Origin of the sequence: Caballeronia sp. LZ016, from assembly GCF_031450805.1 — a bacterium.
Lineage (GTDB): Bacteria > Pseudomonadota > Gammaproteobacteria > Burkholderiales > Burkholderiaceae > Caballeronia.
Genome location: NZ_JARTVY010000001.1, coordinates 1,842,172 through 1,865,066, shown reverse-complemented (window position 1 = coordinate 1,865,066; position 22,895 = coordinate 1,842,172). Strand labels below are relative to the sequence as shown.

At 63.4% G+C, this 22,895-nt stretch carries 23 protein-coding genes; 9 read left to right on the top strand and 14 right to left on the bottom strand.

The features are described from left to right. Nucleotides 1-2: 2 nt before the first annotated feature. From P9220_RS08850 to P9220_RS08830, 5 genes are all read right to left on the bottom strand, one after another. A complete protein-coding gene (locus P9220_RS08850) occupies nucleotides 3-647 on the bottom strand; it encodes a phosphatidylserine decarboxylase (RefSeq protein ID WP_309764512.1) in 645 nt (214 codons plus the stop codon). Nucleotides 648-764: 117 nt separating this feature from the next. Then, entirely contained in the window at nucleotides 765-2,465 is a 1,701-nt protein-coding gene (ltrA, locus tag P9220_RS08845) for a group II intron reverse transcriptase/maturase (protein WP_309764511.1), read from the bottom strand. Between the two features lie 1,114 nt (nucleotides 2,466-3,579). Continuing rightward, nucleotides 3,580-4,596 carry a ketol-acid reductoisomerase gene (ilvC, locus tag P9220_RS08840; RefSeq protein WP_309764510.1) on the bottom strand — a complete coding sequence of 339 codons (1,017 nt, stop codon included), beginning with the start codon at nucleotides 4,594-4,596 and terminating at the stop codon, nucleotides 3,580-3,582. Between the two features lie 69 nt (nucleotides 4,597-4,665). Continuing rightward, a complete protein-coding gene (gene ilvN / locus P9220_RS08835) occupies nucleotides 4,666-5,157 on the bottom strand; it encodes an acetolactate synthase small subunit (RefSeq protein ID WP_008341906.1) in 492 nt (163 codons plus the stop codon). 108 nt (nucleotides 5,158-5,265) lie between these two features. Next, on the bottom strand, nucleotides 5,266-7,029 hold the full coding sequence (locus tag P9220_RS08830; protein WP_309764509.1) for an acetolactate synthase 3 catalytic subunit: 1,764 nt from the start codon (nucleotides 7,027-7,029) through the stop codon (nucleotides 5,266-5,268). 367 nt (nucleotides 7,030-7,396) lie between these two features. Between P9220_RS08830 and P9220_RS08825 the strand changes: the two genes are divergently transcribed. The 7 genes from P9220_RS08825 (at nucleotide 7,397) to P9220_RS08795 (ending at nucleotide 12,116) form a co-directional block, all read left to right on the top strand. Continuing rightward, entirely contained in the window at nucleotides 7,397-7,954 is a 558-nt protein-coding gene (locus P9220_RS08825; RefSeq protein ID WP_309764508.1) for an RNA polymerase sigma factor, read from the top strand. Further along, entirely contained in the window at nucleotides 7,951-8,430 is a 480-nt protein-coding gene (locus P9220_RS08820) for a DUF3619 family protein (protein WP_309764507.1), read from the top strand. The genes P9220_RS08825 and P9220_RS08820 overlap by 4 nt, the downstream gene beginning before the upstream one ends. 43 nt (nucleotides 8,431-8,473) lie before the next feature. Beyond that, complete coding sequence (locus tag P9220_RS08815; protein ID WP_309764506.1) at nucleotides 8,474-9,226, top strand: DUF3106 domain-containing protein; 753 nt, start codon at nucleotides 8,474-8,476, stop codon at nucleotides 9,224-9,226. Between the two features lie 8 nt (nucleotides 9,227-9,234). Continuing rightward, nucleotides 9,235-9,777: an RDD family protein gene (locus tag P9220_RS08810; protein WP_309764505.1), complete on the top strand. Its 543-nt coding sequence runs from the start codon at nucleotides 9,235-9,237 to the stop codon at nucleotides 9,775-9,777. Nucleotides 9,778-10,036: 259 nt separating this feature from the next. Next, nucleotides 10,037-10,774 carry a TetR/AcrR family transcriptional regulator gene (locus P9220_RS08805; protein ID WP_309764504.1) on the top strand — a complete coding sequence of 246 codons (738 nt, stop codon included), beginning with the start codon at nucleotides 10,037-10,039 and terminating at the stop codon, nucleotides 10,772-10,774. Further along, complete coding sequence (locus P9220_RS08800; RefSeq protein WP_309764503.1) at nucleotides 10,774-11,358, top strand: TIGR00730 family Rossman fold protein; 585 nt, start codon at nucleotides 10,774-10,776, stop codon at nucleotides 11,356-11,358. The genes P9220_RS08805 and P9220_RS08800 overlap by 1 nt, the downstream gene beginning before the upstream one ends. 11 nt (nucleotides 11,359-11,369) lie before the next feature. Then, nucleotides 11,370-12,116: an SDR family oxidoreductase gene (locus tag P9220_RS08795; RefSeq protein WP_309764502.1), complete on the top strand. Its 747-nt coding sequence runs from the start codon at nucleotides 11,370-11,372 to the stop codon at nucleotides 12,114-12,116. Nucleotides 12,117-12,121: 5 nt separating this feature from the next. Here the strand turns inward: P9220_RS08795 and P9220_RS08790 are convergent, their stop codons facing one another. From P9220_RS08790 to sugE, 7 genes are all read right to left on the bottom strand, one after another. Then, nucleotides 12,122-12,997, bottom strand: coding sequence for a DUF5672 family protein (locus P9220_RS08790; RefSeq protein WP_309764501.1), 876 nt, complete (start codon nucleotides 12,995-12,997; stop codon nucleotides 12,122-12,124). Between the two features lie 130 nt (nucleotides 12,998-13,127). Further along, on the bottom strand, nucleotides 13,128-13,706 hold the full coding sequence (locus P9220_RS08785; protein ID WP_404989547.1) for a DUF924 family protein: 579 nt from the start codon (nucleotides 13,704-13,706) through the stop codon (nucleotides 13,128-13,130). A 2-nt stretch (nucleotides 13,707-13,708) separates the two neighbouring features. Next, nucleotides 13,709-14,440, bottom strand: coding sequence for an alanyl-tRNA editing protein (locus P9220_RS08780; RefSeq protein WP_309764499.1), 732 nt, complete (start codon nucleotides 14,438-14,440; stop codon nucleotides 13,709-13,711). Between the two features lie 88 nt (nucleotides 14,441-14,528). Next, on the bottom strand, nucleotides 14,529-14,936 hold the full coding sequence (locus P9220_RS08775; RefSeq protein WP_309764498.1) for a group II truncated hemoglobin: 408 nt from the start codon (nucleotides 14,934-14,936) through the stop codon (nucleotides 14,529-14,531). A 13-nt stretch (nucleotides 14,937-14,949) separates the two neighbouring features. After that, nucleotides 14,950-17,553, bottom strand: coding sequence for an ABC transporter permease (locus tag P9220_RS08770; protein ID WP_404989532.1), 2,604 nt, complete (start codon nucleotides 17,551-17,553; stop codon nucleotides 14,950-14,952). After that, nucleotides 17,550-18,179, bottom strand: a complete 630-nt coding sequence (locus P9220_RS08765) for a DUF4126 domain-containing protein (RefSeq protein WP_309764497.1) — start codon at nucleotides 18,177-18,179, stop codon at nucleotides 17,550-17,552. The genes P9220_RS08770 and P9220_RS08765 overlap by 4 nt, the downstream gene beginning before the upstream one ends. A gap of 541 nt (nucleotides 18,180-18,720) precedes the next feature. Beyond that, nucleotides 18,721-19,041 carry a quaternary ammonium compound efflux SMR transporter SugE gene (sugE, locus tag P9220_RS08760; protein ID WP_309764496.1) on the bottom strand — a complete coding sequence of 107 codons (321 nt, stop codon included), beginning with the start codon at nucleotides 19,039-19,041 and terminating at the stop codon, nucleotides 18,721-18,723. A 227-nt stretch (nucleotides 19,042-19,268) separates the two neighbouring features. Here sugE and P9220_RS08755 point away from each other — a divergent pair, with 227 nt between their 5' ends. Further along, nucleotides 19,269-20,732 carry a cytochrome ubiquinol oxidase subunit I gene (locus P9220_RS08755; RefSeq protein WP_309764495.1) on the top strand — a complete coding sequence of 488 codons (1,464 nt, stop codon included), beginning with the start codon at nucleotides 19,269-19,271 and terminating at the stop codon, nucleotides 20,730-20,732. A gap of 30 nt (nucleotides 20,733-20,762) precedes the next feature. Further along, entirely contained in the window at nucleotides 20,763-21,770 is a 1,008-nt protein-coding gene (cydB, locus tag P9220_RS08750) for a cytochrome d ubiquinol oxidase subunit II (RefSeq protein WP_309764494.1), read from the top strand. Nucleotides 21,771-21,783: 13 nt separating this feature from the next. On the opposite strand, the gene P9220_RS08745 is transcribed toward cydB, so the two are convergent. Further along, complete coding sequence (locus P9220_RS08745; protein WP_309764493.1) at nucleotides 21,784-22,263, bottom strand: hypothetical protein; 480 nt, start codon at nucleotides 22,261-22,263, stop codon at nucleotides 21,784-21,786. Between the two features lie 37 nt (nucleotides 22,264-22,300). Beyond that, nucleotides 22,301-22,858 (bottom strand): peroxiredoxin, encoded by a 558-nt coding sequence (locus P9220_RS08740; protein ID WP_309764492.1) that lies wholly within the window; start codon nucleotides 22,856-22,858, stop codon nucleotides 22,301-22,303. Between the last annotated feature and the right edge of the window lie 37 nt (nucleotides 22,859-22,895).

Here is a 22,895-nt window from a genome sequence, read left to right as displayed (position 1 = left end):
CGTTATTCCGCGAATTCGGCAAGGATGGTCGACGAGGCGGACACCTTCTCGCCGATCGACACGCGCGGCCGGCTTCCGACCGGCAGATACACGTCGACGCGCGAGCCGAAACGAATGAAGCCGTAACGCTGGCCGCGCGTCAGCGGTTCGCCCGCGTGCACGTAACAGAGAATGCGCCGTGCGATCAGACCCGCGATCTGCACCGACGTCACCGTATGCCCGGCCGCCGTATGCAGGACGATCGCGTTGCGCTCGTTCTCGGTCGATGCCTTGTCGACGGCAGCATTCAAGTACGCGCCGGGGAAGTACTGCACCTTGGTGATCGCGCCGTCGACGGGCGAACGCTGCGAGTGAACATTGAACACGTTCATGAACACGCTGATCTTGAGTGCTTCGCGTCCGGCGTAAGGATCGTGCGCCGTTTCGACCGCGACGATGCGCCCGTCGGCCGGACACAGCACCGCGTTCGGCTGAGTGGGAATGGGTCGCGGCGGATCGCGGAAGAACTGGACAACGAAGATCACGATCAGCCAGAAGAGCCAGGCGAAGCCGAAGCCGCCGATCGCCTGCACGAGAATGGCAACGACGGCCGCGATGGCGATGAACGGCCAGCCTTCGCGGGCAATGATCGGATGAGGATAGTTCATGAACGTGTTCTGTGTTTTAGGAGGGTAGCCCCCCTTCTTCGCAGAAGGAGAGCCCCCTAAGAACCGTACGTGCGAGTTTCCCCGCATACGGCTCCAATCTACGTACAAAGCCCAGTTTTATGACCGGGCCGGCTTAGTTAGCGCAATTTTACCTACATGCACTTGTCGGTGGCAGTCGGGATGCAATAGCACTCGATTGAAGAGGCCGTCGGAACCACCATGCATCCGGTATTCCAGATGATGATCGTGCCAACCGGTCTCTCGTGTCAGAGCACCGCCGCAGTGCGCACACAGCCCGCCTTGCGATCGGTATAGCGAAACCCATTGCTTGCGATGACGCATTGATACTTCCATGCGCGCCTGTCGCAATTGTTCGCCATACTGCTCCCAACCAAGATCAAAAGGATTGAAGTCGCCTTTGATCTTGCGATGCCGCCTGATCGATGTACCGCGAAGCTGGTACAACTCGGTCAAGCCGTTACTGCCATCGTCTCGAACTACAGGAACAGCAAAAATCCAGTGTCGAGTGCCATCGGAATGAAAGTATTTCTTCCTCACCCATTCAGCACCCTTGTTTGGATGTCGCCGTTTTGACCACCACCAAAGTCTTCGGAAGATCAGAGACTCCATGCGGCTGTATGCCTGCTTAGCTACGACGGGGCTGTGATATTGCGCCCAACCCCGTAGCATCGGATTCAGCAATCGGATTAAATCCTCGTGCTTCACCGTCTTGTTACCACTGATCGTTTCCGACACCTTGCGATAGAACGTCTGCACGTTCTTCTTGCTCGGCTTGATGAGCAGCTTTCCCGAGTACTTCCGGAAATTCCACCCAAGGAAATCGAAGCCTTCGTCAATGTGAGTGATCCGCGTTTTTGTCTCGGACAGTTGCAAGCCCCGAACAGCAAGGAATGCTTCCACCCAAGGCCTGACCTCGTTTTCCAGAATCTCTTTCGAGTCGCCGGTGATCACGAAGTCATCCGCGTATCGCACCACATTCACTTTCAGCTTCTTGGCTTTCGCGATTCCCAACGTCGCACCGAGGTGCCCAATCAGTTCACGCTCCAGCCCGTTCAGCGTCACATTTGCCAGCGTCGGGGAGATGATGCCCCCCTGCGGCGTACCGGCCTCGGTCGCCTGTAGCTGCCCCTTGTAAATCAGGCCAGCCTTCAACCACTTCCGGAGGATCTCCTTGTCCATCGGGACATGGCTTTCTAACCAGTCGTGGTTGATCCAGTCAAAGCAGCCTTTGATATCCGCTTCCAGCACCCATCGGGCCGAGCCCTTTTGGGACATTGCGACGAATATCTGCGACATGGCATCGGCTGTCGAGCGATTGAGTCTGAACCCATAAGAGTTCGGATCACTCGTCGATTCCGACACCGGCTCCAAGGCCAGCAGATACAGGGCTTGCATCGCCCTGTCCCGCATGGTCGGAATGCCCAAAGGGCGCTCCTTTCCATTGGCCTTGGGGATAAAGACTCTCCTTAATGGCAAAGGCTTGTACCCACGCCGCTTCAACCTGCCGATAGCTTCCCACCGGCTCTCAGGCGAATCCCACAGTTCGCGATCGACTCCGGCCGTTCGCGCACCTTGATTCTGCGTAACACGTCGTACCGCGTACAGCTTTGCGGACAACGTGCGGGTCAGCATCCGTTGCAAGGCTTTCACCCTGCGCCAGTCGCCTTCCCGCGTCGCCTTCGCAATTCGTATCTGCATCCCTCTCACGTTCCGTTCGACGCGACGCCAATCTACGGCGTGCCAGTTGTCAGGCACGTGGGAAAGCGCAGATCCATCCTTCCGGACAGATACTTTCATGCTGCTCTCCTACCTTGGGTTGATCATTCCCACAGCAGAAGGCGCATCTTCCCCAGCGGGATAGACACACCCCGCTGGGGAACAACAGTTGAACAAATACGGGCGCATGCGCCCATATGTCATCCATGTACTACGCACGAACGCGAGCGCTCGTGTCTCACCAAGTCACAAGGTCTGTCAGCCATCTTGCGACGGTAGACCAGACGGAAGTCTGCCCGCTTTCGCGTGGGATGATGTCTCAATCCCTATCCGGACCATTACAGCCCGTCATTCGCTTTTTCCGTCATCCTCTACCCGCATCGTCAACAGCGTTCCTTGCGGGCCGCCTGCCAGCCCAACTGCACTGGCAACGATACGGGCTTACCGTGTTCCCGGCCTGCCACATGACTGACGTAGGTTCTGCCTTTCCCCCGGCGGCCCTAAGACGACGTAACCCGAATTTCAAGCGAGTTATCCGACCGCACACCGTTTTGGTTAATGCCTATCAGCAGCTTTGGCATCGTCCTACTTACGAGGTTTATCAGCAGTTCACTTCCGTTAACCGTATCAGCCAGCCTAGCGCCTCAACCCCCTTGCTGCTAGGAGTCTCTGAATACCTGTTTCACAACAGGCAGTCACCCAAACTTCGGGGGCTACATTGTCAGAGAAGCTTCACACCCCACCGTTGCCAGTGACGCATGTCCTCCTAGGCTACTGCTGGTCGTACAGCAGGTTCTCTACCTCATAGGGGGGCTAACCCCGTGAGATTGAACAATGACAAACCGAGCTTGCGCTCGACCTACCCTAAAATCACATACTCCAATCCGCTTTGTTAGCGGAGTTGAAGCCGCTAACTGGGCGGAACCTGACGGTAATCAGGTCAATGCGATTACGCGCAAGGGTCCGAAGACTCCGGTGCGTCTAAAGCTACGATTCCAAGCCAAACCGCACTCGGTTTCGTTTGCTACACAAGGGGTGGCCCAAGGTGCCACCAATGGGACGGCTTGCGCCGTCCAGTCGATGCGACTCACGTCGCACTAAAAACCGTAGGATAGCAAAAGCCGCCCGGCGCACAGCGGCTTCCGGGCGGCTTTCGGTTGAGCAAGAACCGTGACGCGGGGTCACGCAGACACGCTTAGTTCTTCGACTGGTCGACGAGCTTGTTCTTCGCGATCCACGGCATCATCGCGCGGAGCTTCTCGCCCACTTGCTCGATCTGATGCTCGGCCGTCAGGCGGCGGCGCGATTGCAGCGTCGGCGCACCCGCGCGGTTCTCGATGATGAAGCTCTTCGCGTACTCGCCGGTCTGGATATCCGTAAGCACGGCCTTCATCGCCTTCTTCGTCTCTTCCGTCACGATGCGCGGGCCCGTCACGTACTCGCCGTACTCGGCGTTGTTCGAGATCGAGTAGTTCATGTTGGCGATGCCGCCTTCATAGATCAGATCGACGATCAGCTTCAGTTCGTGCAGGCATTCGAAGTACGCCATTTCCGGCGCGTAACCCGCTTCGACCAGCGTTTCGAAACCGGCCTTGATCAGATCGACGGTGCCGCCGCACAGCACGGCCTGCTCGCCGAACAGGTCCGTTTCGGTTTCTTCACGGAAGTTCGTCTCGATGATGCCCGCACGGCCGCCGCCGTTCGCAGCTGCGTACGACAGCGCCACGTCGCGCGCGGAACCGGACTTGTCCTGCGCCACCGCGATCAGGTGCGGCACGCCGCCGCCTTGCTGGTACGTGTTGCGCACGGTATGGCCCGGAGCCTTCGGCGCGATCATGATGACGTCCAGGTCCGCACGCGGAATCACCTGGCCGTAGTGAACGTTGAAGCCGTGTGCGAATGCGAGGGCCGCGCCGTTCTTCGCGTTGTCGTGCACTTCGTTTTTGTAGACCTCGGCAATCTGCTCGTCGGGCAGCAGCATCATGACGACATCGGCGCCCTTCACGGCTTCGGCCACTTCCTTCACCGGCAGGCCGGCGTTCTCGGCCTTGCTCCACGAAGCACCGCCCTTGCGCAGCCCGACCGTCACGTTCACGCCGCTTTCCTTCAGGTTCAGCGCGTGCGCATGGCCTTGCGAGCCATAGCCGATGATGGTCACTTGCTTGCCCTTGATGAGGGAGAGGTCGGCGTCTTTGTCGTAGAAAACTTTCATGGTGGTTCCTTGAGTCCTGATGCGTGAATTGGTGTGCTTGATTGCGCTGCTAACTGGATGGTCCGGCGGTCAGACCTTCAGGATGCGCTCGCCCCGGCCGATGCCGGAGCTGCCCGTGCGAACCGTCTCGAGGATCGCCGTGGCGTCGAGCGCCTGGATGAACGCGTCGAGTTTGTCGGACGCGCCCGTCAGTTCCATCGTGTAGGTCTTCTCGGTCACGTCGATGATGCGGCCGCGGAAGATATCCGCCATCCGCTTCATTTCCTCGCGTTCCTTGCCGACCGCCCTTACCTTGATGAGCATCAGCTCGCGCTCGATGTGGGCGCCCTCTGTCAGGTCGACCACTTTCACCACCTCGATCAGGCGGTTCAGGTGCTTCGTGATCTGTTCGATCACGTCGTCCGAGCCAATGGAGACGATGGTGAGCCGCGACAGCGAACTGTCTTCGGTCGGCGCCACCGTCAGCGTTTCGATGTTATAGCCGCGCGCGGAAAAGAGGCCGACGACACGCGATAACGCGCCCGGCTCGTTTTCCAGCAGTACGGAGATGATGTGTTTCATATGTCGTTTCCCGATGGCGTTCCAGTTGAGCTTCGATGCGGATTCACGCGCCGCACCTGTCTTTCGTGGAGACAGGCGCCACGCGAACCCGCGCATTCGAAACCCGCGTTATAGATCCTCAGAGCCGAGCAGCATTTCCGTGATGCCTTTACCGGCTTGCACCATCGGGAATACGTTTTCGGTCGGGTCGGTCTGGAAGTCGAGAAATACGGTGCGATCCTTCAGGCGCAGCGCTTCCTTCAGCGCCGGCTCGACATCCGCGGTTTTTTCGACGCGAATGCCGACATGACCGTACGCCTCGGCGAGCTTCACGAAATCCGGCAACGCGTCCATGTACGAACTGGAATAGCGCTTCTTGTATTCGATCTGCTGCCACTGGCGAACCATGCCGAGATAGCGGTTGTTCAGCGAGATGATCTTCACGGGCGTGTCGTACTGCTTGCAGGTCGACAGTTCCTGAATGCACATCTGGATGGAGCCTTCGCCGGTGATGCAGACGACGTCCTCGTCCGGATAGGCCATCTTCACGCCCATCGCGGCGGGGAGGCCGAAGCCCATCGTGCCGAGACCGCCCGAGTTGATCCAGCGGCGCGGCTTGTTGAACGGATAGAACTGCGCCGCCCACATCTGGTGCTGTCCGACGTCCGAACAGACGAACGCGTTGCCGTCGGTCAGTTCCGCGAGCTTTTCGACGACGTATTGCGGCTTGATGATCTCGCTCTTACGGTCGTAGGCCAGGCAGTCTTTCGCGCGCCAGCCTTCGATGTCGTCCCACCATTGCTTGAGCGCCTGCGTATCCGGACCGTGTTCGGCGTGCTGAAGCTGCTCGATGAGCTCCTTCAGGACTTCCCTCACGTCGCCGACGATGGGGATGTCGACCTTCACGCGCTTCGAAATGGACGACGGATCGACGTCGATATGGATGATCTTGCGCGGCGACGACGCGAAATGCTTCGGGTCGCCGATCACGCGGTCATCGAAACGCGCGCCGATTGCAATGAGCACGTCGCAGTGCTGCATCGCCATGTTGGCTTCGTAGGTGCCGTGCATGCCGAGCATGCCGAGAAACTTCTTGTCGCTCGCGCGATAGCCGCCGAGGCCCATCAGCGTGTTCGTGACCGGATAGCCGAGCAGATCGGCGAACTGGTTCAGCTCGCGCGACGCATCCGCGAGGATGATGCCGCCGCCGGTATAGATATACGGGCGCTTCGCCGACAAAAGCAGTTGCACCGCCTTGCGGATCTGGCCGGAGTGGCCCTTCGTCACCGGGTTGTACGACCGCAGCGACACGCTCTTGACCGGTTCGTACTGGCACGGCGCCTTCGACACGTCCTTCGGAATGTCGATCAGCACCGGACCTGGACGGCCTGTCCGGGCAATGTAGAACGCTTTCTTGATGGTCGCGGCGAGATCGCGCACGTCCTTCACGAGGAAGTTGTGCTTCACGCAGGGACGCGTGATGCCGACGGTGTCGCATTCCTGGAAGGCGTCCAAGCCGATGGCCGCAGTGGGCACCTGCCCGCTGATGACGACGAGCGGGATGGAATCCATATAGGCCGTGGCGATGCCGGTGACGGCATTGGTGACGCCCGGGCCCGAGGTCACGAGGCAAACGCCGACCTTGCCGGTGGAACGCGAATACGCGTCGGCGGCATGCACGGCGGCCTGCTCGTGGCGCACGAGGATATGTTGAATCTGGTCCTGCTTGTACAGCTCGTCGTAGATGTAGAGTACCGAGCCGCCGGGATAGCCCCAGATGAACTCGACGTTCTCGTCGGCGAGCGCACGCATGAGCACGGTCGCGCCGATGGAGTCAGCGTCGTGGGGAGGAGTGGTATCCGACGTGGAGAATTCCGCGCTAGGCATGTTCATTCATCACCTTTCGAATTTTCGGCAAAAAATTGATCGGGTGCTCTCTGCCGGGCTTGTGGCTCGGGTTCAAGCGGCGCGTCTAGGTTTGACAGGCGTGCTTCTTGGGCTCGCCTCAAAGCAGACATTTCACTTTATGATGCGAGTCAGAAAAGATAGCCCGGTTCGGCGCTTGGGGTCAAGCAAAAATTTTCCGATCATTGCGCGCGCTTGCGCCGCCGCGTTTCGCCGCTCACGCAACGCACGGGCGTCCGGCAATAAATCGTCCCGAATTTTCCGGGGGCGGTGAAAGTTTGCTAGCATCCGCAGGTTTCCCTGCAACTCCTTATTCTCTTTCGACGCAACTTTCGCTGCGCCGGGTCCCCAACGGATGGCATCAGACAAGGAACTCGCCGACTTCCTGGCGGGCGTCGAACGACGCGCGTTCAAGCAGACCGTCTACACCGTACGCGACGACGACGCGGCGCTCGACATCGTGCAGGACGCGATGATCAAGCTCGCGGAGAAGTACGGCGACCGTCCATCCGCCGAGCTTCCGCTTTTGTTCCAGCGTATCCTTCAGAATGCGACACACGATTACTTTCGCCGCCAGAAGGTCCGCAATACCTGGGTGAGCCTGTTTTCGTCGTTCGGAAGCGCGGACGACGACGAATTCGATCCGCTCGAAACATTAGAAGCGGAAAGCGGCGGCAGCGAAAGCAGCGAGAACAGGCTCGAGCGCGAACAGGTGCTGAACCTGATCGACGCGGAAATTCAGAAATTGCCGGCACGTCAACGAGAAGCGTTTCTCATGCGTTACTGGGAAGATATGGATGTCGCCGAGACGGCCGCCGCGATGGGCTGCTCCGAGGGCAGCGTGAAGACACACTGTTCACGCGCCACGCACGCGCTCGCGCAAGCCCTGAAAGCCAAAGGGATCACGCTATGAGTTCCGCTCCTGAATTAAACGAAAACGAGTTCGCGCTGAAAGTGATTCGCGCGCTCGACGAAAATGCGTCGAATATTCCGGCCGCAGCAAGCGACCGCCTCGCGCTCGCGCGACGGGCGGCGCTCGCGCGCAAGAAGCCGGAGAAAGTACCCGTCGCCGCCTTCACGCCGGCCTTTACGTCTGACTTTACGTCCGCCTCGCCCGCGTTCGCCGGCGCGGCGGGCGGCCTCGGCAGCGGAGGCGGGCTCGGCGACGAGCCCCGCGCGCGCAAGGGCCTGTTCGCCCGGCTAGGCGGCTTCGGGCTGGCGTGGCCGGTGCTCGCGCTCGCCGTCGCGCTGGCGGGCGTCGCGTATTGGGAAGATCAGGAGCGCAAGGCCGAACTGGCCGACATCGACGCGGCCATGATGAGCGACAGCCTGCCGCTCGACGCCTATCTCGACCACGGCTTCAACGCGTACCTGACACGCAATCATTGAAACATCGCTCATCGAGCAACGAACACAGCGGGGGAATCTTCGGGTGAGTTACAAGCGCGGTCTCGCGATTGTCTTTGGCTGCGCGATTGCGGGTCTGGTCGCGTTCGCCGCCACTTACCCGCGCTTCTACTCGTCCCCTGCTGCCTCGACCGCTAACCAGGCCGCGCCCGTCGGGGCGAGCGCCGCCGCCGACAACGACGGCCTGCCGCTTGCCGCGCTGTCGGCGAATCCGCTCTCGTGGAATCGCCTGACGGACGCGCAGCATGCCGCGCTCGCGCCGTTCGCCGCGCAGTGGGATTCGTTCAGCGACGAACGCAAGCAGAAGTGGCTGAAGATCGCGTCGCGCTATCACCGGATGTCGCCAGAAGCGCAGAAGCGCCTGCATCAGCGCATGCAGGAATGGGTTCGGATGACGCCCGACGAACGCAAGGTCGCGCGGGAAAACTACCAGGTGTCGAAGTCGGTGCCGCTCGACAAGCGCGAGCGCGCGTGGGACGCGTATCAGAAGCTCCCCGAGGATCAGAAGAAGAAGCTCGCCGCGAGCGAGCACAATCGCCGTCCGACGGTCGTCAGCGCGCCGCCGACCGGCAAGACGGAGGTCAAGGACATCAACCGTCTCGTCACCGCACGCGAGCAGGGCCATGCCGCCGGGCACGCGCAAGGCGAATCGGGCGCATCGGCGTCGCTGCCGGGCGTGTCATCGCAGCCGGCCATCCCGAACGCGGCGAGCATCGTCCCCGCCACGCCAATTCCTGTTTCGCCGCAGCAAGCGCCGTCGATGTACAACGGATCATAGACGCGCGAATGAACGACGTCCGCGCCGCCGATCCGACCATCCCGCCGCTTCACGCGCCCGCGCTGCGCCGCCGTCTCGCGACGATGGTGTACGAAGGCGTCATTCTATTCGGCGTCGTGTTCATCGCCGGCTATCTCTTCAGCACGCTCACGCAGCAACGCAACGGCCTCACGCATCACAACCTCTTGATGTCGTGGATCGGAGTCGTGCTTGCCGCCTACTTCGTGTGGTTCTGGACGCACGGCGGACAGACCTTGCCGATGAAAACCTGGCGCCTGAAAGTCGTCGATGCGCGCGGCCAGCCCGTCAAACCCGGCCGCGCGCTCGCCCGCTATGCGTTCGCATGGCTGTGGTTTCTGCCGCCGCTCGCGCTGCATCCGCTGTTGTCGCTGGCCGTGCCGCAAACGCTCGTCGTGTTCGGCGTCTGGGTGACGCTGTGGGCGGCGGCCGTCCGGCTCGATCCGGCGCGCCAGTTCCTCCACGATCGGCTCGCGGGCACGCGCATCGTCGCGGCGCCCGCGAACGCCGCCAAATCGGCACCGCGCAACTGATAAGAAGTCCTCGTGACCGTCGCCGCCCGGTCACGGCCGCGTCCGCTCGCGCCCGCGTTCGCCGCATGGATCGCGCGGTTCGCGAAGTGATCGCGATGACCTGACTCCGTCTTATAAAAAGGAAACCCCGCCGGCAGAGGCAAGTCCGGGAAGGCAGAGACGCGGTTTATAATCGTCCGATATTCTCAAAAATAGCAACGGAAGCGGACGGGAGCACTCTCTGCACGCCCGCGCGAGCCGGATGCCAAGGTCGGACGACATGGAAGCGAAACCTCCCCGCCGCACCCGCGAACGGATTCTCGAGCTGTCACTGAAGTTGTTCAACGATATCGGCGAACCGAACGTCACCACGACGACCATCGCCGAGGAAATGGAGATCAGTCCAGGCAACCTGTACTACCATTTCCGCAACAAGGACGACATCATCAACAGCATCTTCGCGCAGTTCGAGCAGCAGATTCAGAAGCGGCTGCGCTTCCCGGACGATCACCGTCCGACCATCGACGAGATGTGGTCGTATCTGCAGTACATGGCCGATTTTCTGTGGGCGTACCGGTTCCTCTATCGCGACCTGAACGACCTGCTCGCACGCAACCGCACGCTCGAGACGCACTTCAAGCAGATCATCACGCACAAGGTGCGCTTCGCCGGCCAGTTGTGCGAAGCGCTCGTCGCGGACGGCGAGATGGTCGCGACACCCGACGAAATCAAGGTGATCGCGACGAACATCGGTGTGATCTCGACGTACTGGCTCTCGTACCAGTACGTGATGAACCCGCGCAAGTACAACGATCAGGAAGCGATCCGCGCGGAGCTACATCAGGCGAGCCTGCATATCATCTCGATCATGGCGCCGTATTTGCGCGGCCGCTCGCGTCAGCTTTTCGACGACCTGGTGTCCGGTAGACTACCCAAGCGCCAATACGCGGATTTCCTGCCGCCGCGCGACGATGCGGCCGCCGCATCGAAGACCGAAACACCGAAGGATTCCCGATAATGAAGGCAGTCTGTGTCTATTGCGGCTCCGCGACCGGAGCCCGCCCCGTCTATGCCGAAGCGGCCAGAGCGTTCGGCCGCGCGCTCGTCGAAGCCGATTTGTCGCTCGTTTATGGCGGCGGCCGTGTCGGCTTGATGGGCCTCATCGCCGATGAGGTCCTGGCCGCCGGCGGACGCGCCGTCGGCGTCATTCCCGAACTGTTGCTGGCGAAGGAGGTCGGGCATACGGATCTCACCGAACTGCACGTCGTGCCCGACATGCACGAGCGCAAGAAGAAGATGGCCGATCTCGCCGATGCGTTCGTCGCGATGCCCGGCGGCGTCGGCACCTTCGAAGAATTCTTCGAGGTCTATACGTGGGCGCAGCTCGGCTATCACCAGAAGCCGGTCGGCCTGCTGAACGTGAACGGCTATTTCGAGCCGCTCCTGTCGATGCTTCGCCATACCGTCGAGGAAGGCTTCATGCGCAAGCCGTATCTCGACCTGATCCAGATCGCCGCCGACTCCGGCGAGATGATCGCGAAACTCGAAGCGTACACGCCGCCTGCCCACGACAAGTGGTCGGAAAATCGCAACGTCGTCTGAGGATCGAATCGATGTCGAAAGTCATCCTGATTACCGGGGCAAGCCGCGGCATCGGCCGCTCGGCTGCCGTGCTCGCGGGCGCGCGCGGCTGGTCGGTCGGCGTCAACTATGCGACCAACGCGCGTGCCGCCGATGAAACCGTCGCCGCCGTGCAGGCCGCGGGCGGCAAGGCGATCGCCATTCAGGGCGACGTATGCGACGAAGCCGCGATCCTCGCGATGTTCGACGCCACCGAAGAAGCCTTCGGCAAGCTCGACGGCGTGGTGAACAACGCGGGCATCGTGGCTCCCGGGTCGGCGCTCGCGGATATGGACGTCGCGCGTCTCAAGCGCATCTTCGATACCAACGTGCTCGGCGCGTATCTCTGCGCGCGTGAAGCGGCGCGGCGGCTGTCGCGCTCGCGCGGCGGCAAGGGCGGCGCGCTCGTCAACGTGTCGTCGGCGGCGGCGCGGCTCGGAGCGCCGAACGAATACATCGACTATGCCGGGTCCAAAGGCGCCATCGATGTGTTGACCATCGGGCTATCGAAGGAACTCGGGCCGCAAGGCGTGCGCGTGAACGCCATCCGCCCCGGCCTCATCGAAACCGATATTCACGCGAGCGGCGGAAAGCCCGACCGCGCACAGGTGCTCGGCGTGCAGACGCCGCTCGGGCGGCCGGGCACGGCGGATGAAGTCGGCGAATCGATCGTGTGGCTGCTGTCGGATGCGTCGTCGTATGTGACGGGGGCGATTCTGGATGTCACCGGCGGGCGGTGAGCCGATCACGCCGGCTCTGTCGCAAATTCCACCCGATACCCGCGCCGCAGAAGCATCTGCACGACATCCGTCTCTCGGAACGCCCTTTCCATCGTGCTGCGCGGCACGGAATAGCGAACCGTCGGTGGATCGATGCTGACGAGGCGGCGCCATCGGCAATGATGGCCGAAGAGCTGCATCGGATCGGTGCCGCCGTCATGGTAGCCGGCGAATTCGAGGGAAAACCGCTGGCAGACGGCGAGCGGCGGATAGCGCAGACCGACACCCTCCAGCCGTTCTCTCAAGACCGCAGTCAACTGTACGTCCTCGTTTTGAGCATAGGTCAGCCAGCGGACTTCGATCGGTTCGCCGCCCACGAAGTCGGGCGGCGATAGCTCGTACTTGATGTGCGGATGGTCGATGAGCGCGCGCATCATGCGCCGGCTGCGCAGGCTGAAGCCGCCGTTGAGCACTGGCATGATGACGTGGTCGGATTGGCCTAGCCGGCTACACCACGAGAATTCTCCCATCCAGCCGCTGCCCGACGGCGATGTCACCCACGCGAGATGATTCGTCGCGCCGATGTAATAGTATTGGAGGAATTCATCGCGCCAGTTCGCTGCATCGAGCACCCAGCCGTCATCCTGGACGACGATCGCATACTCGGTGTCGATGAAGCGCCACAGCCCGAACAACATGAACCAGCTGTACTCGTAGTAGTTCATCGGAGCGATCGCGCGGTATTGAGTGACGGGCGACAGATGCGCGGGACATTGCGGAGAAAAGAGCACGACCCGTGCACCCGCCATGCGCCGCGCACTTAATTCGAGCGCATAGGCCGCGCCCTGAGCGTGGTCGAGCCCGGTCACGGAGACGAGCGTAATGTTGCTGAAATCAGGCATGGCACATGAAATTGCTGCGTTGTCTCGTCGTTTCCCGCAGCGAGCGCATCCGTCGCGAGACTTCGATTCTAGACGGCGCACGCCCTTTGGCGACTCGTCTGGCGTAAAGCTTCGTCAAGAACCGTGCGACTCAGAACCCGCCATGCTTCGCCAGCCACGCCGCTTCTTCGGACGTCGTGGCGCGCCCGAGAATCCGGTTGCGATGCGCAAACCGCCCGAACCGCGAGATGACTTCCGCGTGCGCCACCGCCGATTCATAAAAGCTCGCGACACCCGTTTCGTCTTTTAGCTTCTCGAAGAGACGCAGCGATTCACGCTGGCTTTCCATCGATTCATCGTGCTCGAACGGCATGTACGCGAACGCGCGATGGTACGCCGTCGGCAGGCCCAGGTCGTCGCCCTTTTCGACCATCGCCTTGGCAAGCGCGAGCGCCCGTTCGTCCCCGGCGAACGCACGCGGCGTATGGCGATGGCAATTGCGCGACAACTGATCCAGCAGCACGATCAGCGCAAGCGCGCCAGGCGGCGAACGCTCCCAGTCCTGAAGGCCGCCCGCCTGCGCGTCGTCGAGCAGGGAGCCGAAGCGTTCGACGAGCATCGCATCGAACGCGCGCTTTTTCGTCCACCACTGCTTGCGCTCGGTCCCGAACTCGGGCGATCCCGCCGCGCCGAACCACGCGTCGAGCACCGCCTGCGCGCGAGGGTCGATACTCAAGCCAGTTCCAGCACGAGCCGCCGCGTGCGTGCGCTTTTCTTCTCGAGCTTCGCGATGCGCAGCCCGCCGATCTCGCCGGTGTTGCGCACATGCGTGCCGCCGCACGGCTGCAGATCGACGTTCTCGATGCGCAAGAGCCGCACGCGGCCGAGACCCATCGGCGGCTTCACGCTCATCGTGCGTACGAGTTCGGGGCGCGCGGCCATTTCGTCGTCGGTGATCCATTCGGTGCGAACGTCGTGCGATCCGCCGATCAATTCGCGCAGCTTCGTCTCCACGTCTTCGCGCTCGATCGGCTCGACGGTCGCGAGATCGAGCCGCGCGTAGTCGGTCGTGATGCTGCAGCCATCGACCGGAAACGGCAGCACGGCGCAGATCAGATGGCTCGCCGTATGCAGCCGCATATGCCGATACCGCCGCGCCCAGTCGATCTCCGCGCTCACCCTGTCGCCCGCCTGCAGCCTCGCGAGCGCGTCTTCCTGGCCGGGCGCGGGCACGTGCACCGCGTCGTCGGGCGTCGCGCCTTCGAACCTGGCCTTGCGCGTATCCGCGATGGCGATGACCGTGCCGTCCGCGAGCGTCAGCGTGCCCGCATCGCCCGCCTGGCCGCCGCCGAGCGGATAGAACACGGTCTCGTCGAGATGGATGCCCGTTTCGTCGATTCCGGTGATGGTCGCGTCGCAGCGCGTCTGATAGGCGTCCTCGCGAAAGAGTGCGCGTGTGCTCATGACTTCTTGTCCTCGATTGGCTTGGCCGGTGATCCGACAGATGATGCCGCAAACGAGCGCGGCCTCGCCCGATACAAAAGCGGGCGAATCAACCGGGACGGTTGCGCATCCAGTCGGCGGTATCGAAGAAGGAAGTCAGCAGGCGTTCGCGCAACGGCTCGGGCAGGCCGATGTCTTCCATCGCCCACGCCATGCAGCGCAGCCATTGGTCGCGCTCGGCGGACGCGATCGCGAACGGCAGATGGCGCGCCCGCAAGCGCGGATGCCCGAAGCGGCTGATGTAGTGGTCGGGTCCGCCCATCCAGCCGCACAGGAACCAGAACGTCTTGTCGCGCGAATTGTCGAGCGTCGGCGGATGCAGCGCGCGGATGCCCGCGAACTCCGGCTCGAGGTCCATCAGGTCATAGAAACGATCGACGAGCGCACGCACCCGCTCCTCGCCGCCGACCAGTTCGAACGCGGTCGGTTGTTGCTCTTGGTCAGTCACTTCGGTCATTGCTTCCACAAAATTACGCGTCGCGCAGCGATTGCAGCGCCGGACGCGCCAGCACGCGACGCAGGCTCAGCCAGCCGCCGAGCCCCGCGCACGCGATGCCCGCGACGATGCCCGCCGGCACGAGCCACGGATTGAAATCGATATGAAATTCGAACACGCGCGACGCCAGCACATAGCCGATGCCTTGTGCGCCGAGCGCGGCCATCAGTCCCGCGAGCGCGCCGACTGCGACGAACTCGGCGACCTGCACGGAGCGCACCTGCCTGTGGGACGCGCCGAGCGCCCGCAATAGCGCCGATTCGCGCATGCGCTCGTCGCGCGTGCCGGCAAGGGCGGCGTACAGCACGAGCACGCCCGCCGCGAGGGTGAACAGGAACAGGAACTGGACCGCGCCGATCACCTGGGCGAGCGTGCGCTGAATCTGCGCGAGAATCGGCGCGGTATCGATGGCGGTGACGTTCGGATAGGCGGCGATGAGGCCGTCGATCATGCGCTGGTCGTCGGCGGGCAGATGAAAGCTCGTGATGAACGTCGCGGGCAGATCGGCGAGCGCCTCGGGCGGCATCAGCACGAAGAAGTTGACCTTGAACGAATTCCAGTCGACCTTGCGCAGGCTCGTCACGGGCGCTTCCACCGGCAGCCCCGCGACGTCGAAGCGCAGCACATCGCCCATCTTCACGCGAATGGTTTTCGCGATGCCCTCCTCGATCGACACCTGCGGCCTGGCGTCCGTGCCGAACCACGCGCCTTGCGTCACACGGTTGTCGTCGGGCAGCGCGGTCGTGTAGGAAAGATTGAATTCACGATCGACGAGACGCCTGGCATCGGCTCGCTCGTAGCTGTCCGGATTGACCGGCTTGCCGTTGATCGACACGAGACGCGCGCGCACCATCGGCGACAGCGCGGCCTGCGGCTGGCCGTGTCCGTGGAGATAGGCGAGCACGCCGTCGCGCTGCTCGGGCTGGATGTCGATCAGGAACTCGTTGGGCGCATCCGGCGGCGTGGCGTCGCGCCAGCCCCTGATGAGATCGTTGCGCGTCATCGCGATCAGCAACAGGCACATCAGGCCGATGCCGAGCGCGGTGATCTGCAACGCGCTCGCCCCGCTGCGCCGCTCCAGCGACGCCAGCGCATACCGCCAGCCGACGCCCGCGCGGCTTTTCTCGCGGCGCACGATACGCGCCGCCGCCCACAGCGCCGCCCGCGCGATCGCGCCGAACAGCAGCAGCCCCGCCGCGAAGCCGCCCGCGACGATGCCGCCGAGCTTCAGCTCGCCCGCCGCGACGACGAGCAGCGCCGCGAACAGCAGCACGCCGACGCTGTACGCCGCATAAGCGACGCGCCCGGCATCGCCCAGTTCGCGGCGAATGACGTGGACCGGCGGCACGCGCGTGAGCGGCAACAGCGGTGGCAGCGCGAAGCCCAGCAGGAGCACGAGGCCCATCGCGATGCCTTCGAGCGCCGGCCACGCGCTCGCTGGCGGCAGTTCGACATCGACGAGCGAGCCGAGCCAGTGCAGCAGCACGAGATGGCCGATGAAGCCGAGCGCGATGCCCGGCGCGCTGCCGATCAGGCCGATCGCGAGAAATTCGTTGAGAAACAGCGCACGCAGCGTGCGCTGGCTGACGCCGAGACAGCGCATCGCGGCGCAGCCGTCGAGATGGCGCCGGGCGAAGCGATGCGCGGCCATCGCGATGGCGACCGCCGCCAGGAGCGCCGTCAGCAGCGAGACCAGCGTCAGGAAGTGACTCGCGCGGTCGATGGTCTGCCGCACTTGCGGCTGCCCATCCGACAGCGATTCCAGCGACACACCGCGCAGCTTGCCGCCATCGGTCTTGTCGCGGGCGAACTGCGCGAAGCGATCCACCTGCGCATCCGGCCCCGCCACCAGCAGCCGGTAGGTCACACGGCTTCCGTAACCGAGCAGGCCCGTGCCGGCGATTTCGTCGGCGCGCATCATGAGGCGCGGCGAGAAGTTGATGAACGAAAAGCCGCGATCCAGCTCGCGCGTGATGACGGCGGCCACGGTGAACGTCCGCGTGCCGACCTTCACGGTGCCGCCGGCTCGGGTCTTGAGCGCATCGAGCAGCGCGGGATCGACCCAGACGGTGCCGGGAGCGGGAATGCCCTGCGCGGGCGCGTCGGGGGTATCCGGCGCGGGCGCGATGCGCAGCTTCCCGCGCAACGGATAGCCATCGGTGACGCCCTTGATCGCCGCGAGCCGCGACAGCGGCTCGCGCGATGTCGCGCTGATCATGCTCGGGAAGATCGTCGTGCCGGCGGTGTCGAGTCCGAGCGAGCGGGCTTCTGCGGCGAACATCGCATCGACGGGGTGATCGGCGCGCACGACGAAATCGGCGGCGATCATCTGACGGCCATCGCGCGCGAGACCCTGACGCATGCGATCGGCGAGAAAACCGACGCTGGCGAGCGCCGCCACCGCGAGCACCAGCGCGAGCAGGAGCATCGTGAGCTCGCCGGCCCGCCAGTCGCGTGCGGTCATGCGCCACGCCTGGCGCACGGTCTGCAGGAAGTCGAGCCGGGCTGTCGGATGCGTATCGTGGAGAGAAGGCGACGCTTTGGCCGCGGGTTTGTCGTTGCGGGCTGCGGTGCTCAATCGTGCTTGCTCCGCAGTCGGTTGATCGGGTGATGCGTGCCGGGCATCATGTGCTTCGCCATGCGCAGCACGCCCCCGTGCACGCCGCGCACGAGCCTGGGCAGCGCCCATCCGGCGACGACGAGAAACGCGATCAGCATGATGAGAAACAGCAAGGGGACGAAGAACGCTAGCGCGAGCCCGCCGAGTGCGCCGATGTCTTCGGTGGCGGAGGCGGCCCAGTTCGACACCGGCTCTGGCGACAGATTGATGAGGGCGCGCGTGCCTGCCTTGGCGAAATGCGACGCCCCGGCGAGCGTGCCGCCTGCGAGCGCGGCGACGGTGAGCATGGCCGGATCGGCGTGTCCGAGGGAGCCGGCGGCGAGCACGGCGCCGGCTGGAATGCGGATGAGGGTGTGGATGGCGTCCCAGAGCGAATCGAGCGCGGGGATTTTATCGGCGAGGAATTCGACGACCGTGAGAAAGCCTGCGACGCCGATGACCCATGGCGAGGCGAGCACGGCGAGGGAATCCGGCAGGTGAATGAGCCCGATGCGCTCGAACAGTCCGGCGATGAAGACGGTGAGATACAGGCGCAGCCCGCTCGCCCATGAGAGGCCCGCCGCGAGCGAAAGTGACTCTAGCATTGCTGTCTCCTGTCGGCCGGAGTTAGCGCTTTAGCGCTTACTCCGGCCCCATGCAAAGCTGTCGGCCGGAGTTAGCGCTTCAGCGCTCACTCCGGCCCCATGCAAGGCTGTCGACGGCAGTTAGCGCTTTAGCGCTTACTGCCGTCCCATGCAAAGCTGTCGACCCGAGTTAGCGCTTCAGCGCCTACTCGCATCCCATGCAAAGCTGTCGATCCGAGTTAGCGCTTCAGCGCTTACTCGGATCCCATGCAAGGCTGTCGATCAAAGTTAGCGCTCCACCGCTTCCTCCGATCCCACGCGAATACGCACCGCCGTGGCCACGTGCATCGAACGGCCGATTCCGGCAAACACGCGAGAGTGCAGCAAGCGCGAGATAAAAACGACGCGTCCAGACACTCGAGCGCTCTCAAGAAAGTCTTAAGACCATTATATCCACGCAAAAGCGCGCGGTGCACCGGGCGTCCAAGCGATTGCCGTTCCCGCGATTCTCGCCCGGCATCGGTATCGAAAAGCGCAACGATGTTCACCGATGCGCCGCGCCTCAATGTCCCGACGTCAGCTTGAGGCCGATCAACCCCGCGACGATCAGCACTGCACTGACAATACGCGCCGCCGACACCGCCTCGCCCATGAACACGATGCCGAACACGAACGCTCCGACCGCGCCGATGCCCGTCCACACGGCATAGGCGGTGCCGAGCGGCAACTGCCGCATGGCCATCGCGAGCAGCACGAAGCTGCCGACGGCGGTGACGAGCGTGAAGACAGACGGCCCGAGTTTCGTGAAGCCCTCGGACGATTTGAGCCCGGCCGCCCATGCGACTTCCAGCAGACCGGCGATGAAAAGAAGGATCCAGGACATCAGTGACTCCCTGTAAAAGCGGGGCCGTCCCCGATGAGTCGAAGCGCGTGCGGTCGTCCGGCACGGCTATAGCTTAGCGAATCGGCCATTCTATTACAGCAGCGCGGATGCACGGGGCGTCGACCGGTCCCGCGAAACTGGTGTATCAAGAGGCAACCAGGAAAGCGACACACAGAGCAACCAACGAAGCAACGAACAAGACACGAAGAACCGGCCAGGGAGCGTTCATGCATATCGACTCGGTGCTGTTGTCCCGTTTTCAGTTCGCGTGGGTGGTCGCATTCCACATCCTGCTGCCCGCATTCACGGTCGGCCTCTCGTGCTTCATCGCGACGCTCGAATTCAACTGGTGGATCACGAAGCGCGATGTCTTCCGCCGTCTCTCCGCCTTCTGGCTGAAGATTTTCGCGGTGTCGTTCGGCATGGGCGTCGTGTCGGGCATCGTGATGCCGTTTCAGTTCGGCACCAACTGGAGCCGCTACGCCGACAAGACCGCGAACGTGGTCGGCTCGCTGATGGGCTACGAAGTGCTCACCGCGTTCTTCCTCGAATCGGCGTTCCTCGGCGTGCTGCTGTTCGGCCGCAAGCTCGTGCCGCAGTGGGCGCACGTCATGTCCGCGATGTTCGTCGCGATCGGCACGCTCATATCTTCGTTCTGGATTCTCGCCGTCAATAGCTGGATGCAGACGCCCCAGGGCTACCGCATCCTGCCGGATGGCCGCTTCGAGGTGGTGAGCTTTTTCGACGTCATCTTCTCGCCGTCGTTCCCGTTCCGACTCGCGCATACCGTGACCGCGTTCCTCGTGACGACGGCCTTCGTGATACTCGGCGTCGGCGCGATGTACATGCTGCAGCGGCGCGCGATCGAGGAAAGCCGCGTGATGCTGAAGATGTCGCTGATCTTTCTCGCCATCATGGTGCCGCTCCAGATGGTGATCGGCGATGCGCACGGCCTCAACACGCTCAAGCATCAGCCCGCCAAGCTGGCGGCGATGGAGGCGCTCTGGGAAACGGGATCGCGCGTGCCCGCGAATCTCTTTTCGATTCCCGATCAGGACGAAGAGCGCAATCACTTCGAAATCTCGATTCCCGTGCTCGGCAGCCTTTACCTCACGCACGACCCGAACGGCGTCGTGCGCGGGCTGAAGGATTTCCCGCGCGAGGATCGTCCGCCTGTCGCGGTCGTGTTCTTCGCCTTTCACATCATGGTTGGCGTGGCGCTGCTGATGCTCGCGACCGTCGCGAGCGGCGTCGTCCTGTTCGCGCGCGGCAAGCTCGAAAACAGCCGCCGATGGCTGCGCGCGGCGACCTTCACGATGCCGCTCGGCTTCATCGCGGTGATCGCCGGATGGACGACCACCGAAGCCGGCCGGCAGCCGTGGACGGTGTACGGCATCCTGCGCACGCGCGATTCGGTGACGCCCTCGCTCACCACCGGCGATGTCGCGCTGTCCTGGCTGCTCTACGTGCTCGCCTACACGGTGATCTTCGGCGCGGGCTTCATCCTGCTCCGGCGTCTGGTGCGTATCGGCCCCGCGCAGGCGACGCAGGATCACGAGAACGACATGCTTCAGCCGAAGACGCGGGCGGCGCGGCCGTTGTCGGCGGTGTCGTCGGGCGGCGAGACGTCGCGGCAGACGGGCCACGTCGCGACGAGCGACGACATCGTGCCGCCGCGCAGGCCGAACTAGCCGATTCCATCATCGATAACGGAGACCGCAATGCTCGATCTCGTGCCGCTGTGGGCCGCCATTCTGGCGCTGGCCGTCTTCATGTACGTGCTGCTCGACGGCTTCGATCTCGGTGTCGGCATGCTCTTTCTGCTGCGCCGCGATCCGGAGGAACGCAACCTCATGCTCAACTCGGTGGCGCCCGTATGGGACTTCAACGAGACGTGGCTCGTGCTCGGCGGCGGCGGCCTGTTCGCCGTGTTCCCGCTCGCGTTCGCGATCATCGTCCCGGCGGTCTACTTCCCGATTCTCTTCATGCTGCTCGGCCTGATCTTTCGCGGCGTCGCGTTCGAATTCCGCGAAGTGACGGGCGCGCGCAAGTGGCTGTGGGATCGCGCGTTCGCTTACGGCTCGCTCGTCGCGACGTTCGCGCAAGGCATCGTCCTCGGCATGTTCATCCAGGGCTTTCCGATCCACGGACGGCAGTTCGCCGGCACGAGCTGGGACTGGGTCGCGCCGTTTCCGCTGCTCGTCGGCGTCGGGCTGATCTTCGGCTATTCGCTCCAGGGCGCGACGTGGCTCGTCCTGAAAACGGAAGGCGATTTGCAGGACTGGGGCCGCAGGATGGCGCGCGTCGCGCTGATCGGCGTGATTGCGTTCATCCTGCTCATCAGCGTCTGGACGCCGCTCGAAGATGCGCGCATCGCGGCGCGCTGGTTCGGCTTTCCGGGCAGCCTCGCATTCGCGCCGGTGCCGGTGCTGACCGCGCTGCTCGCCTGGACACTGTGGTCGAGCCTCGGCAAAGGCCGCGAAGCGCTGCCCTTCGTCTGCTCGATGGGCCTCTTCTTTCTCGCGTTCACCGGCCTCGTCATCAGCCTGTGGCCGTTCATCGCGCCGCCATCGGTGACTTTGTGGGACGCATCGGCGTCGCCGATTTCGCATACGTTCTTTCTCATCGGCACGATGTTCCTGCTGCCCGTGCTGATGGTCTACGTGACATGGTCGTACTGGGTATTCCGCGGGAAAGTGCGCGGCGATATCGGCTACCACGTCGAATGACGCGGCGTTCCGCTCAGAGCTTTTGCTGAACCGCGAGCGACAGGATGCGCGCCCACTGGCGCGCCTCCGCGCGGTTGCGCATCGGCAGACGCCACTGGCCGTGCGCGGGATCGACGACATCGAGCAACACCTGCCAGCCCTCGCTTTCGTCGATCCTCGCGCCACGCAGGTCCGCGAAGATATAGTGGCCGCGCTTCTCGCCGACGCGCACGTCGAGCAGCCGCTTGCCCGCCGCGAGCCGCACGCCGCCCCACTCGCGCGCGAGTTCGTGCGTCCAGCCGGCGCCGTCATCGCCCTTGATGCGCGGCAGATTCGGCGCGATCTCGCGACGCCGCGCGAGCCAGTACGCAATGGCCGCCGCGATCGCCGCCGCGGCCACCAGCGCGACGCCGATTGCGACCGACAGCCCGAAGCGGGCATCAATCGCATTGAAGGACCACACCGCGCCGTAGATCAGCGCGGCGAGCGCGACGAGCGCTAGAACGATCGGCATGGCGCTTGTCTGGGTCTCAACGCGTGAACTGGCGCCGTCACTGCGCTTTGTGCTTCGCGTTCCAGTCGCGCAGCGCCTGCAGTGTATTCGCGACATGCTGATCCGGCGACAGGCTCGTGTATTCGTAGATGACCTTGCCGTCGGGCGCGATCACATACGACACGCGATTGGCCATCGAGCTTTTCATCGGCATGGCGGCGTCGTAGGAGCGGATGATCTTCGATCCGTCGTCGGCGGCGACCGGGAATTTGCTGCGGCATTCGCTCACGGAGAAGCGCTTGAGCGTGTCGATATCGTCGTGTGATACGCCGATCACCGTCGCGCCTTCGGCCTTGTACTGATCGACCGCCTCGGCGAACTGATGCGCCTCGATCGTGCAGCCCTTCGTGAACGCCGCCGGATAGAAGTACAGCACGACGGGGCCTTGCTTCAGCGCATCGGCGAGCGAGTAATCGTAGACGTTGCCACCCAGCGACGCTTTCGCGACGAAGTCCGGCGCGGCATCGCCCGGCTTGAGCGTCGCGCCCGCCGTGAGCGGACAAAGCGCCGCGGCACACGCGATCGCCACGGCCAGTCTCCCCAATCCGTTCCTCATGTGCCCTCTCCCATCCTGACGTTGATCGAACCGCGCT

Bases quoted from the DNA above. Each gene is read 5' to 3' on its own strand.
- P9220_RS08850 (WP_309764512.1), bottom strand. From the start codon at position 647: ATGAACTATCCTCATCCGATCATTGCCCGCGAAGGCTGGCCGTTCATC.
- ltrA (WP_309764511.1), bottom strand. From the start codon at position 2,465: ATGAAAGTATCTGTCCGGAAGGATGGATCTGCGCTTTCCCACGTGCCT.
- ilvC (WP_309764510.1), bottom strand. From the start codon at position 4,596: ATGAAAGTTTTCTACGACAAAGACGCCGACCTCTCCCTCATCAAGGGC.
- ilvN (WP_008341906.1), bottom strand. From the start codon at position 5,157: ATGAAACACATCATCTCCGTACTGCTGGAAAACGAGCCGGGCGCGTTA.
- P9220_RS08830 (WP_309764509.1), bottom strand. From the start codon at position 7,029: ATGAACATGCCTAGCGCGGAATTCTCCACGTCGGATACCACTCCTCCC.
- P9220_RS08825 (WP_309764508.1), top strand. From the start codon at position 7,397: ATGGCATCAGACAAGGAACTCGCCGACTTCCTGGCGGGCGTCGAACGA.
- P9220_RS08820 (WP_309764507.1), top strand. From the start codon at position 7,951: ATGAGTTCCGCTCCTGAATTAAACGAAAACGAGTTCGCGCTGAAAGTG.
- P9220_RS08810 (WP_309764505.1), top strand. From the start codon at position 9,235: ATGAACGACGTCCGCGCCGCCGATCCGACCATCCCGCCGCTTCACGCG.
- P9220_RS08805 (WP_309764504.1), top strand. From the start codon at position 10,037: ATGGAAGCGAAACCTCCCCGCCGCACCCGCGAACGGATTCTCGAGCTG.
- P9220_RS08800 (WP_309764503.1), top strand. From the start codon at position 10,774: ATGAAGGCAGTCTGTGTCTATTGCGGCTCCGCGACCGGAGCCCGCCCC.
- P9220_RS08795 (WP_309764502.1), top strand. From the start codon at position 11,370: ATGTCGAAAGTCATCCTGATTACCGGGGCAAGCCGCGGCATCGGCCGC.
- P9220_RS08790 (WP_309764501.1), bottom strand. From the start codon at position 12,997: ATGCCTGATTTCAGCAACATTACGCTCGTCTCCGTGACCGGGCTCGAC.
- P9220_RS08780 (WP_309764499.1), bottom strand. From the start codon at position 14,440: ATGAGCACACGCGCACTCTTTCGCGAGGACGCCTATCAGACGCGCTGC.
- P9220_RS08775 (WP_309764498.1), bottom strand. From the start codon at position 14,936: ATGACCGAAGTGACTGACCAAGAGCAACAACCGACCGCGTTCGAACTG.
- P9220_RS08765 (WP_309764497.1), bottom strand. From the start codon at position 18,179: ATGCTAGAGTCACTTTCGCTCGCGGCGGGCCTCTCATGGGCGAGCGGG.
- sugE (WP_309764496.1), bottom strand. From the start codon at position 19,041: ATGTCCTGGATCCTTCTTTTCATCGCCGGTCTGCTGGAAGTCGCATGG.
- P9220_RS08755 (WP_309764495.1), top strand. From the start codon at position 19,269: ATGCATATCGACTCGGTGCTGTTGTCCCGTTTTCAGTTCGCGTGGGTG.
- cydB (WP_309764494.1), top strand. From the start codon at position 20,763: ATGCTCGATCTCGTGCCGCTGTGGGCCGCCATTCTGGCGCTGGCCGTC.
- P9220_RS08745 (WP_309764493.1), bottom strand. From the start codon at position 22,263: ATGCCGATCGTTCTAGCGCTCGTCGCGCTCGCCGCGCTGATCTACGGC.
- P9220_RS08740 (WP_309764492.1), bottom strand. From the start codon at position 22,858: ATGAGGAACGGATTGGGGAGACTGGCCGTGGCGATCGCGTGTGCCGCG.